Origin of the sequence: Burkholderia sp. SIMBA_062, assembly GCF_046534765.1 — a bacterium.
Classification (GTDB): Bacteria; Pseudomonadota; Gammaproteobacteria; order Burkholderiales; family Burkholderiaceae; genus Burkholderia; species Burkholderia ambifaria.
Window position 1 is genome coordinate 82,207 of sequence record NZ_JAWRYD010000031.1, and the last position, 11,029, is coordinate 93,235.

10 protein-coding genes are annotated in these 11,029 nt (G+C 67.8%); 8 read left to right on the top strand and 2 right to left on the bottom strand.

The annotated features are described in order from the left end of the window. Positions 1-136 precede the first annotated feature (136 nt). Both SB786_RS27710 and SB786_RS27715 read left to right on the top strand, forming a co-directional pair. Positions 137-475 carry a hypothetical protein gene (locus tag SB786_RS27710; RefSeq protein WP_410730264.1) on the top strand — a complete coding sequence of 113 codons (339 nt, stop codon included), beginning with the start codon at positions 137-139 and terminating at the stop codon, positions 473-475. Between the two features lie 39 nt (positions 476-514). Next, positions 515-1,603, top strand: coding sequence for a calcium:proton antiporter (locus SB786_RS27715; protein WP_126225514.1), 1,089 nt, complete (start codon positions 515-517; stop codon positions 1,601-1,603). Between the two features lie 178 nt (positions 1,604-1,781). Here SB786_RS27715 and SB786_RS27720 read toward each other — a convergent pair whose 3' ends face one another. Next, positions 1,782-2,690 carry a LysR substrate-binding domain-containing protein gene (locus tag SB786_RS27720; protein WP_212062312.1) on the bottom strand — a complete coding sequence of 303 codons (909 nt, stop codon included), beginning with the start codon at positions 2,688-2,690 and terminating at the stop codon, positions 1,782-1,784. 113 nt (positions 2,691-2,803) lie between these two features. Between SB786_RS27720 and SB786_RS27725 the strand changes: the two genes are divergently transcribed. Together SB786_RS27725 and SB786_RS27730 are read left to right on the top strand one after the other, a co-directional pair. Continuing rightward, on the top strand, positions 2,804-3,742 hold the full coding sequence (locus tag SB786_RS27725; protein WP_410730265.1) for a 2-hydroxyacid dehydrogenase: 939 nt from the start codon (positions 2,804-2,806) through the stop codon (positions 3,740-3,742). A gap of 69 nt (positions 3,743-3,811) precedes the next feature. Next, positions 3,812-5,188, top strand: a complete 1,377-nt coding sequence (locus SB786_RS27730; RefSeq protein WP_410730266.1) for an MFS transporter — start codon at positions 3,812-3,814, stop codon at positions 5,186-5,188. Positions 5,189-5,228: 40 nt separating this feature from the next. On the opposite strand, the gene SB786_RS27735 is transcribed toward SB786_RS27730, so the two are convergent. Continuing rightward, entirely contained in the window at positions 5,229-6,197 is a 969-nt protein-coding gene (locus SB786_RS27735) for a LysR family transcriptional regulator (protein WP_410730267.1), read from the bottom strand. A gap of 364 nt (positions 6,198-6,561) precedes the next feature. Here SB786_RS27735 and SB786_RS27740 point away from each other — a divergent pair, with 364 nt between their 5' ends. The 4 genes from SB786_RS27740 (at position 6,562) to SB786_RS27755 (ending at position 10,888) form a co-directional block, all read left to right on the top strand. Beyond that, the gene (locus tag SB786_RS27740; RefSeq protein ID WP_410730268.1) at positions 6,562-7,737 is read left to right on the top strand and encodes an HPP family protein; all 1,176 of its coding nucleotides are present in this window, start codon (positions 6,562-6,564) and stop codon (positions 7,735-7,737) included. Positions 7,738-7,853: 116 nt separating this feature from the next. Continuing rightward, positions 7,854-8,267, top strand: coding sequence for a MarR family winged helix-turn-helix transcriptional regulator (locus tag SB786_RS27745; RefSeq protein WP_006754165.1), 414 nt, complete (start codon positions 7,854-7,856; stop codon positions 8,265-8,267). A 30-nt stretch (positions 8,268-8,297) separates the two neighbouring features. Then, positions 8,298-10,085 (top strand): chloride channel protein, encoded by a 1,788-nt coding sequence (locus tag SB786_RS27750; RefSeq protein ID WP_410730269.1) that lies wholly within the window; start codon positions 8,298-8,300, stop codon positions 10,083-10,085. A gap of 476 nt (positions 10,086-10,561) precedes the next feature. Next, on the top strand, positions 10,562-10,888 hold the full coding sequence (locus SB786_RS27755) for a hypothetical protein (protein WP_410730270.1): 327 nt from the start codon (positions 10,562-10,564) through the stop codon (positions 10,886-10,888). The last annotated feature ends 141 nt before the right edge of the window (positions 10,889-11,029 follow it).

Genomic DNA, 11,029 nt, shown 5'->3' on the forward strand with positions numbered 1-11,029 from the left:
AGTGCGAGCGATTATAAACCGACCGGTCGGTAGATTTATGTCAGGACGAGCCCGAATTTGTCATGCAAGAGAGCATTACGGAAACCGCAAAAAAAAAATCGAACGATTGGGGCACTTTTTGTAAACCGAAAGGTCAATGAAAGCATTCGAATATGAGATAGCGACCCCCGAACGCCTGATAAAATTCGACAAATCGCCGAATTTCGGGGGAAACCGCGTGTCACGCCGCCGCCCATCGCCCGCCGCCCTTTCGGGGCCGGTTCCGAACCGCAGGGCCGCCAGCCGGCACGTCCACGCGCCCCGTCATCGGCACCCGGTCGCATCGAACCGTTTCATCCAGCGACGGGCTTCGGCCCGCCCGCGCCCTCGCCGCCTGATGGCGGCGAACCCGTGGCAGCGCCGTTGCGCGCTGCCGCTCATCAGCATCATCGTCCTCGTTCGGCGGATTATCCGGCCGGGCTTCATCAATCCGTGACGGCGCGTCGCGCGCCGCCACTCGCATAGGAAACCGTCCATGCCGATCTCGTCCAACCAGCTCCCGCGCTGGACCCTCTGGGCCCCGCTTGCCGCGTGGCTGGTACTCGCGCTGTCGCGCGTCGTGCCGGCCGAAGGCCTCGTCATCGCAGTGTTGGCCGCCGCGCTCGCCGGCGCCGTGTTCGCCGCCGTCCACCATGCCGAAGTCGTCGCGCACCGCGTCGGCGAGCCGTTCGGCACGCTCGTGCTCGCGGTCGCCGTGACCGTCATCGAAGTCGCGCTGATCGTGTCGGTGATGCTCGGCGCCGGGCCCGAGAAATCGGGCCTCGCGCGCGACACCGTGTTCGCCGCCGTGATGATCATCTGCAACGGCATCGTCGGCCTCTGCCTGCTGGTCGGTGCGTGGAAGCACGGCGAGCAGGATTTCCAGGGGCGCGGGGCGAGCAAGGCGCTCGCGGTGCTCGCGTCGCTGTCGGTGCTGTCGCTCGTGATGCCGAACTACCTGAACGCCGCGCCCGGCCCGTTCTTTTCGAAATCGCAGCTTGCGTTCGCCGGCGTGTCGTCGCTCGTGCTGTACGGTGCATTCGTATTCGTGCAGACCGTGCGTCACCGCGACTACTTCCTCACCGCGCACGACAGTGCGAACGAATCGGTGCACGCGGCGCCGCCGACCGGCCGCACCGCGCTGATCAGCCTCGTGCTGCTGTTCGCGAGCCTCGTCGCGGTCGTGCTCCTCGCGAAGCTGCTGTCGCCGGCCGTCGAGCATGCGGTGATGAAGCTCGGCGCGCCCGAAGCGGCGGTGGGCATCGTGATCGCCGCGCTCGTGCTGCTGCCCGAAGGGCTCGCGGCCGTCACCGCTGCGCGCGCGAACCGCCTGCAGACGAGCATGAACCTCGCGCTCGGTTCGGCGCTCGCGAGCATCGGGCTCACGATCCCGACCGTCGCGGCCGTGTTCATCTGGGTCGGCCAGCCGCTCACGCTCGGCATCGGCGCGATGGAAACCGTGCTGCTGGCGCTCACGCTGCTCGTCAGCACGCTGACGCTCAGCCAGGGGCGCACGACGGTGCTGCACGGCGTCGTGCACCTGTCGCTGTTCGCGGCCTATCTGTTCCTGTCGATCACTCACTGACACCTCAATGCGCGCGGCCCGGCGGATCGTTTCCGCCGGGCCGCGCGTCGCTTTACCTTCTCTGCTTCGCCTTCCCCGCTTCACGGCACGGCCAGCGGGCCGGCATCACCCGATGCTGGCCGGCCAAGTTCGGGTTCGGGTTCGCCAGTTCGTTGCGGCGTCAGACAACTGCCTTTGGCTAAACGCCGCCGCCGTCCGCCCCTTCCGTCAGAAACCGCTCGACCATCGCGTTGAACACCGGCAGCGCCGGATTGTCGTTGTCCGCGCGCCAGGCGAGATACAGCTCGGCCGCCACGTCGACGCCCGCGAGCGGCCGGAACACCACGCCGTCGACATGCAGCTCGCGCGCCGACGCCGGCACCAGCGCGGCGCCAAGCCCCGCACGCACCAGGCCGAGGATCGTATGCGTCTGCCCGACGTAATGCAGGTAGTTCGGCAAGCGGCCGGCGCCCGCGAACATCCCCGAGATCATGTCGTGGAAGTACTTCCCCTCGTTCGGCGAATACGCAATGAACGGCTGCCGGTCGAGCTCGTCCGGGCCGATCCGTTCGTATGCGGCGAGCGGCGCTCCCTGCGCGACCGCGACGAGCATCGGCTCGCGCTGCACGAGCCGGTATTCGAGCGGATGGCGCGCGGCGCGCTGGCGTACGAAGCCCGCATCGAGCATGCGCGACGCAAGCGCGTCGATCTGCACGGTCGACACCATTTCGCGCAATTCGACATCGACGTCCGGCAGCGCATGCGCCGCGTGCGCGAGCAGCACCGGAATCATCCGGTACGCGCTGACCGCCGTGAAGCCGAGCGTGATGCGACCGGCCCCGCCGTGCGCGACGCGCTGCGCGGCCTGTTCGGCCCGTGCGGAAAATTCGAGGATGTGGCGCGCATCGCGCAGAAAGCGCTCGCCGGCCGCGGTCAGCCTGACCTGCCGGCTGCTGCGCTCGAGCAGCGCGATGCCGAGCGCGTGCTCGAGCAACTGGATCTGCCGGCTGAGCGGCGGCTGCGTCATGAAAAGCCGCTTGGCCGCGCGCCCGAAATGCAGTTCCTCGGCGACGGCGACGAAGCAGCGAAGCTGGTTCAGTTCAATCATTCAAATCTTGAATCAATCGATAGTCTTTTGATGTTAGACCAACATCGATCCGATTCCTATACTCGGTTGCACCTGATGCGGGGCCCGCGCCGCGCACGACGACCGAGACCTTCATGACCATCGACATCCTGCTCACCCAGCCGCTTCCCGACGCCATCGACGCCGAACTGTCCGCCCGCTACGCGGTGCATCGGCTGTATGCGGCCGACCAGCCCGACGCGCTGCTCGATCGCGTCGCGTCGCGCATCCGCGGCGTCGTCACGGGCGGCGCGAACGGGTTGTCGGCCGCGTTGACGGACCGGCTGAGCGCGCTGGAGATCATCGCGATCAGCGGCATCGGCACCGACGCGGTCGATCTCGACCGCGCCCGCGCACGCGGCATTCACGTGACGACGACGCCCGACGTGCTGACCGACGACGTCGCCGACATGGCGATGGGGCTGATCCTGATGACGCTGCGCGATCTCGGCGCCGGCGAACGCATCGTGCGCGCCAGCCGCTGGGGCAAGGTCGCGCAGCCGCTGGCGACCCAGGTGACGGGCAAGCGGCTCGGCATCGTCGGCCTCGGCCGCGTCGGCCGCGCGATCGCGCAGCGCGCGCAGGCGTTCCGGATGCCGGTCAGCTATTTCGGCCCGCGCGAACACCGCGACAGCGGCTACCGCTATGTGCCCGACCTGATCGCGCTCGCCCGCGACAGCGACGTGCTCGTGCTCGCGGCATCGGCCGATCACGGCAAGGTGCTCGTCACGGCCGACGTGCTCGCCGCGCTCGGCAACCAAGGATTCCTGATCAATGTCGCGCGCGGCAAGCTCGTCGACGAGGCCGCGCTGGTGCGCGCGCTCGCGGACGGCACGATCGCCGGCGCGGGCCTCGACGTGTTCGTCGACGAACCGCACGTGCCGGCCGCGCTGCTCGAACTCGAGCGTGTCGTCGTGCAGCCGCACCGTGCGAGCGCGACGCACGAGACGCGCGAAGCCATGGGCCGAATCGTGCTCGCCAACCTCGCCGCGTGCTTCGCGGGCCAGCGCCCGCCGACCAGCGTCACGCGCTGAGCGACGCGCGTTCCCCCGTCTACCACACCAAACGAAACGCCTCCGCACGACGGAGGCCAGGAGACTCGCATGCCCAATCGACCCAGCGGCGGCGCGGCCGTCACCGCTTCATCCGCTTCATCCGCTTCATCGCGCACGATCGGGCGCGTCCGCTACACGATCCTCGCGTTGATCTTCGCCGTCACCGTCGTCAACTACGCGGATCGCGCGACGATGTCGATCGCGGGCACCGGCGTCGCGCATGACCTCGGGCTGTCACCCGTGCAACTGGGCATCGTCTTTTCCGCGTTCGCATGGGCCTATGCGATCGGCCAGATCCCGGGCGGCTGGCTGCTCGACCGCTTCGGCGCGCGCCGCGTGTACGGCCTGAGCCTGCTGCTGTGGTCGATGTTCACCATGCTGCAAGGCACGGTCGGCTGGTTCGCCGTCGAGGGTGCGGCCGCGACGCTCGCGCTGTTCGCGATGCGCTTCATGCTCGGGCTCGTCGAATCGCCGGCGTTCCCGGCGAATTCGCGGATCGTCGCGTGCTGGTTCCCGACCGCCGAGCGCGGCACCGCCTCGGCACTGTTCAACTCCGCGCAGTACATGGCCGTCGTGCTGTTCACGCCCGCGATGGCATGGCTCACGCATGCGCTCGGCTGGGAACACGTGTTCCTGTGGATGGGGATGCTCGGCGTCGCGCTGTCCGCGCTCTGGTTCGCGTGGTATCGCGAGCCGCACGGCCATCCGCGCGTGAGCGACGCCGAGCGCGACTACCTGCGCGCGCACGGCGCGCTCGTCGATCTCGAGGCGAACCGAATCCGGCACCGGCCGCGCGTATCGTGGCACGACGCGTCGCAGCTGTTCCGCCATCGGAACCTGTGGGCGATCTATGTCGGCCAGTACTGCATCACGGCGCTCACCTATTTCTTCATCACGTGGTTCCCGATCTACCTGATCAAGGGGCGCGGGATGACGATCATGGAGGCCGGCTGGGTCGCCGCGCTACCGGCACTGTGCGGCTTCACGGGTGGCGTGCTCGGCGGCGTGCTGTCGGACTGGCTGATCCGGCGCGGCGTGCATCCGTCGCGCGCACGCAAGACGCCGTTCGTCGTGGGGATGGCGATGGCGACGCTGCTCGTGCTCGCGAACGGCGCGTCGTCGAACGCCGTCGTGATCGCGCTGATGACCATCGCGTTCTTCGGCAAGGGGCTCGCGGCGGTCGGCTGGGCCGTGCTCGCCGATACCGCGCCGGAAGGCATGGTCGGCCTGAGCGGCGGCGTGTTCAACGGCCTCGGCAACATCGCGGGGATCGTCACGCCGCTCGTAATCGGCTACTTCGTCGCGCACACCGGTTCATTCGCGGGTGCGCTGTGGTTCGTCGCAGCGCACGGTCTGATCGGCATCGCCGCCTATGTGTGGCTCGCCGGCCGCTTCGAGAGGATTCGCATCACGCCGGCCGCCTGACGCGCGGCGCCGCCCGGCGAATGAACCGACGTCCGCGACGTCACGCGCGCTGACGCTTGCCCGGCGTCTGCTCGGGCGCGAGCCGGTCGAGTTCGCGCAGGTCGTTCTCCAGCGCGGGCGTGAGCGTCGTGCGCAGATGGTCGAGGAAGGTGCGGATCTTCGCGTCGAGATAGCGGCGCGTCGCATAGACGGCGTACACGCTGACCGTCTGCAGCCGGTAGTCCGGCAGCACGCGGATCAGCCGCCCTTCGCGAAGGTCGTCGAGCACCGTGTACAGCGCGACGCACGCGATGCCGCGCCCCGCCCGCACCGCGACGCACAGCGCATCCGGCACGTTGACCTGGAACGGTGCCGGCTGCAGTTCGTAGACGGTCTCCTCGTCGTCGCCGCGCTCGAGCCGCCACTCGCTGGCCGGCGACGCGGGCGTATCGAGGCGCAGGCACACGTGGTTCGGCAAGTCGTCCGGCGTCTTCGGCGTGCCGTGCCGCGCCAGGTAGTCGCGCGATGCGACCAGCACGCTGCAGCTCGTGCCGCAGGTCTGCGCGACGTAGCCGGAATCGGGCAATTGCGACGCGGTCACGATCGACACGTCGTAGCCCTCCTCGACGAGGTTCGGCATCCGCTGCGCGAGCGTCAACTCGACCGACACGTCCGGGTTGTCTTCCTGATAGCGCACGATCGACGACACGACATGACTCTGCCCGAGCCCCGTCATCGCATGGATGCGCATCTTGCCGCTCGGCCGCAGCAGCGCGTTGCGCGCTTCGGCGTTCGCGTAGTCGATTTCGGCGAGGATCGATTTCGCCCGCTCGAAGTAGCGCTCGCCGCTTTCGGTGAGGCCGAGATGCCGCGTCGTGCGATGCAGCAGGCGCGTCTGTACGTGGGCTTCGAGATTCGAAACCGCGCGCGACACCTGCGCGGTGGTCGCGTCGATTTCTTTCGCGACCGCGGTAAAACTGCCGGCTTCGACGACGCGCACGAACAGGCGCATGTTTTCGAGCATGTCCATTGAATTGGCTTGGGGAGTGTCGGTGGGGAAACGTCGGCGGCGCTCGCGTCAGACGGGAATCGGAGCGTGCGCGCCAACGCCGCGCAAGCGATCGCCATGCCGGGGAACGGGCGGAAGAGCGGGCATCGCGTGCGTGGCTGTGGCATATCGGGGAATTCGGTGGCCGGAATTGTACGCCGCCGCAAGCAAAATTGCGCGATCGCGCGACATTCAGGCTTTCATCCGATGAAAGGTTCTTGCAAGCGTCACGCTCGGCGCGCATGCACCGCGGTGATGCGGCGCGACAATTTGTATCACAACGCGATATAATCGCGGTTTTCTTGCGCCGGATCATTGGCGCCGCCATTTTTACCGCTTACCGACCATGTCGTCAGGCTCCTCCCCGTCGCGCCGCACGTGCCGCCAATGGCTGCACAGCTTCATTCCCCATCCGATGACGCTCGGCTGGCGCGAGCGCATGCGCTCGTGCGCGGGCGCGCTCGTCGGCATCGCGACGGTGGGCGTCACGATGCGGCTGCTGCCGGGCGTGCCGGGCCTCGTGCCGCTGCTCGTCGCGCCGATGGGCGCATCGGCCGTGCTGCTGTTCGCAGTGCCCGCGAGCCCGCTCGCGCAGCCGTGGTCGATCATCGGCGGCAATCTGGTGGCGGCGACCGTCGGCGTCGCGTGCGCGCAATGGATCGCCGATCCGATCACGGCCGCTGCGGTCGCGGTCGCCCTCGCGATCGGCGGCATGTTCGCGCTGCGCTGCGTGCACCCGCCGTCGGGCGCGGTTGCGCTGACGGCCGTGCTCGGCGGCCCGGCGATCCATGCGCTCGGCTTCGGCTTCGTGGTCGAGCCGATCGCGTTGCAATCGGGCATCCTGCTGTCGGCCGCGCTCGTGTATCACGCGCTGACGGGCCATCGCTATCCGCACGGCGGCGTGCGTCCCGACGCGAAACCGCAAGCCGGCAGCGCCGCGCCCGCACGCGGCGGCTTCACGCGCGCCGATCTCGACGCGGTGCTCAAGCGTCGCAGCGAATGGCTCGACGTCGATCCGGACGACCTCGAAATGCTGCTGCGCGAAACCGAGATGCAGGCCTATACGCGCACGTTCGGCCAGCTCACGTGCGCCGACCTGATGACGAAGAATGCGATCGAAGTCGCGCCGTCCACGTCGGTGGCGGCCGCGCTGACGCTGCTCGAGCGCCATCGCGTGAAGGCGCTGCCCGTCGTCGACGGCGACGATCGCTTGATCGGCATCGTCACGCGCGCCGACCTCACACGCCAGATGCGCCGCCCGACCCCGCTGTGGCAACGGCTGTCCGCGCGGCTGCCGCAGTCGTTCGGCGCCCAGCCGCCGAGCGTCGCCACCGTGATGACCGGCGACGTCGCGGCCGTGCCGCAGACCATGCCGATCACCGCGCTGGTGCCGCTGTTCACGCACTCGGGCCACCACCACATCCCGGTCGTCGACGCATCGCGCCGGCTCGTCGGGATCATTACGCAGACCGATCTCGTCACGGGCCTGTACCGGCAAACGCAGATGCGGGAAGCCGCGTAACCCGAACGAACGCCACCGACGCACGGCGCAATGCGGGTCATTCCGCCGAAAATCGGCCATTTATATCATGTTGTGATATATTCCCGCTACCGAAACTGCCTGTCCGACCGACTGCAATGACCGATAACCGACGCTCGCTGACCAAAAGCGATTTCCAGCAACTGTCCGAATTCCGCTACCAGATGCGCCGCTTCGAGCGCTTCTCCGAACGCGCCGCGCAAAGCGAAGGCGTGACGCCGCTGCAATACCTGCTGCTGCTGCACATCAAAGGCTACCCGCACCGTGAATGGGCAACCATCGGGGAAATCGCCGAACGCCTGCAGGCGCAGCATCACGGCGTCGTCGCGCTGGTGACGCGCTGCGAGGCGCTCGGGCTCGTGAAGCGCAAGACGAGCGAAGCGGACCGCCGGCAGGTCGAAGTGCACCTCGAAGAGGCCGGCGAAACGCTGCTCGCCCGCCTCGCGGCCATGCATCGCGCCGAGCTGAAATCGCTCAAGGGCGCGTTCCAGGTTCCGCAGATCGATTACTGACCCAAGCTTTACCGACCTTTCCTCACGCCGATGAACGCACCACACAAACGCGATTTCTCGACCAACGAACGCCTGCCCAGGATCGCGTTGCTCGCCGCCGGGATCGGCTTGCTCAGCACGCTGGCGGCGTTCGTGCTGTTGAGCCTGATTCACCTGTTCACGAACCTGTTCTTCTTCCAGCAGTTTTCGTTCGCCGACCGTTCGCCCGCCAACCATACGCTCGGCGCATGGGTGATCGTCGTGCCGGTGATCGGCGGCCTGATCGTCGGGCTGATGGCGCGCTTCGGGTCGGAGAAAATCCGCGGCCATGGCATTCCCGAGGCGATCGAGGCGATCCTGTTCGGCAAGAGCCGCATGTCGCCGAAGGTTGCGATCCTCAAGCCGCTGTCGTCGGGTGTCGTGATCGGCAGCGGCGGCCCGTTCGGCGCCGAAGGCCCGATCATCATGACGGGCGGCGCGCTCGGCTCGCTGATCGCGCAATGCGTGCACGTAACCGCCGCCGAGCGCAAGACGCTGCTCGTCGCGGGCGCGGCCGCCGGCATGACCGCCGTGTTCGGCACGCCGGTCGCCTCCGTGCTGCTCGCGGTCGAGCTGTTGCTGTTCGAATGGCGTCCGCGCAGTTTCCTGCCCGTCGCGCTCGCCTGTGCGGTCGCCGGTTTCGCACGCGCGGTGTTCTTCGGCGTCGAGCCGCTGTTTGCGCTGACCACCGCATCGCCGACGCCCGTCGCGCTGCTGTCGTGCATCGTCGCGGGCCTGCTGTCGGGCATGCTCGCGTGCGGCCTGTCGGCCGCGCTGTACCGCGTCGAGGACGCCTTCGCGAAGCTGCCGGTGCACTGGATGTGGTGGCCGGCGCTCGGCGCGGTCGTGATCGGCATCGGCGGCTGGCTCGAGCCGCGCGCGCTCGGCGTCGGCTATGACGTGATCGGCGACCTGCTGCATCAGCACATCGCGCTGAAGATCGCGCTCGCGCTGTTGATCGTGAAAGCCGTGATGTGGGTGATCGCGCTCGGCTCCGGCACGTCCGGCGGCGTGCTCGCTCCGCTGTTGATGCTCGGCGCGGGCCTCGGCACGGTGCTGTCGCCGGTGCTGCCCGGCGGCGATCCGGCGCTGTGGCCGCTCGTCTGCATGGCCGCCACACTCGGCGCCACGCTCGGCGCACCGCTCACCGCGATCGTGTTCGCGTTCGGCCTCACGCACGATGCAAACGCGCTGCTGCCGCTGCTCGCGGCGACGCTGGTCGCGCACGGCTTCGCGACCATCGTGATGAAGCGCTCGATCATGACGGAAAAGATCGCGCGCCGCGGTTATCACATCTACCGCGAATACGGCGTCGATCCGCTCGAACGTCACGACGTGGCTGAAGTGATGACGTCCGCCGACGCGCTCGTCGCGATCGACGGCGCCACGCCGCTCGACGCCGTCGAGTCGCAATACTTCGGCGCGAAGCAGACGCACCGTGCCTACCCGGTCGTGCAGAACGGCCGCCTGCTCGGCGTCGTCGATCGCGCGACGCTCGACGTGCACCGCGCGCAAGCCGGGCTCGACGCATCGCTGGCGAGCGCGTTCGCCGATCGCGCACCGGCCGTCGCGCAGGCGCACGAGACCTGCCGCGTGGTCGCATCGCGACTCGCGATGCTCGGTCTCGAACGCCTGCCGGTCGTCGACGATCCGCAATCGCTGCGCGTCACAGGGATCGTGTCGCGCAGCGACCTGATCAAGCCTGCGCTTCAGCACTTCGACGACGAACAGAAACGCGAGCGCTTCCGCCCGGTCGTGCCGGTCAACCTGCGCGATATCGGCGCCCGCAAGGCCGGCTGATCTTTGCTGCGGTGCGCCAGCCGCGCATCGCTCTTTTCGCCATCGCACGTTGTCCGAAACGGCGCGTCACGTTTGAACTTCGTTGACAATTCACCGGACGAAAGTTTGTCATCATGGTGCTCATGCGACGGGGCCACCATTCAGCCATTCCACTTCGTCATCCAATAAAGAAGCGTCGCGGCGCGACATGCAGACACATGCAGCACGCCGCGGCCGTCAATCCGCCACACCACGGGCAGCGAGCCGACCTCACGACGCATGACGTCGTTGCCGCGTCCCCGCCTCCACGCGGGCCGCGCGCGACGTATGCCGCAGCGCCGCAGAACGCACGCATCCGGATCGCCGTTTGGCAAGCGCGTTAACAACTTGTTTCGGAATCGCCGGAACCGCGTTGGTCCGATGCAATCTCACAGAGACGCAGTTCTGCTGCGCATCCCACTCAATCAATCACGACTCGAGGGAGATAAAACGTGAACATGAAATACTTACCGCTCATCGCATTGACCGTGGCAATTTCTGCACATGCAGCCGATCCGGCCGCGCAGAATGTGGGACAAAGCCAGAAGTCCGCTCAGGACGTCTCGGCATGCATCGCCAAGACCTGGGCTGACAAGTCGCAGCAACAGGTCGTCTCGCAGAACGTGCTCGCCAACGGTCTCGCGACCGATGTCTACGTACCGGGCCAGCAACCGCCGAACGGCGCGGCCGCGATGATTCGCCCGTCGTGGCAGCCGGGCGCGAAGACGTGGGTCGGCGTGCGTGGCGACGCCGCTTCCGCCGGCGACATCAGCGCCTGCCTGTAAGCCCCGCACCGGACGGCATTGCGCCGTCCGCATGCGACGAGCCCCGCTTCGGCGGGGCTTTTGTTTGTGCGCCCAGCATGGGCGCACTCCTGCGGGTGCAAGTCCCGCCATAAGCTGGTCACAGCGAATGAAGTGAAGCGC

Excerpts from the sequence above, each read along its gene's own strand:
- SB786_RS27710 (WP_410730264.1), top strand. The coding sequence starts at position 137 with ATGAAAGCATTCGAATATGAGATAGCGACCCCCGAACGCCTGATAAAA.
- SB786_RS27715 (WP_126225514.1), top strand. The coding sequence starts at position 515 with ATGCCGATCTCGTCCAACCAGCTCCCGCGCTGGACCCTCTGGGCCCCG.
- SB786_RS27720 (WP_212062312.1), bottom strand. The coding sequence starts at position 2,690 with ATGATTGAACTGAACCAGCTTCGCTGCTTCGTCGCCGTCGCCGAGGAA.
- SB786_RS27725 (WP_410730265.1), top strand. The coding sequence starts at position 2,804 with ATGACCATCGACATCCTGCTCACCCAGCCGCTTCCCGACGCCATCGAC.
- SB786_RS27730 (WP_410730266.1), top strand. The coding sequence starts at position 3,812 with ATGCCCAATCGACCCAGCGGCGGCGCGGCCGTCACCGCTTCATCCGCT.
- SB786_RS27735 (WP_410730267.1), bottom strand. The coding sequence starts at position 6,197 with ATGGACATGCTCGAAAACATGCGCCTGTTCGTGCGCGTCGTCGAAGCC.
- SB786_RS27740 (WP_410730268.1), top strand. The coding sequence starts at position 6,562 with ATGTCGTCAGGCTCCTCCCCGTCGCGCCGCACGTGCCGCCAATGGCTG.
- SB786_RS27745 (WP_006754165.1), top strand. The coding sequence starts at position 7,854 with ATGACCGATAACCGACGCTCGCTGACCAAAAGCGATTTCCAGCAACTG.
- SB786_RS27750 (WP_410730269.1), top strand. The coding sequence starts at position 8,298 with ATGAACGCACCACACAAACGCGATTTCTCGACCAACGAACGCCTGCCC.
- SB786_RS27755 (WP_410730270.1), top strand. The coding sequence starts at position 10,562 with ATGAAATACTTACCGCTCATCGCATTGACCGTGGCAATTTCTGCACAT.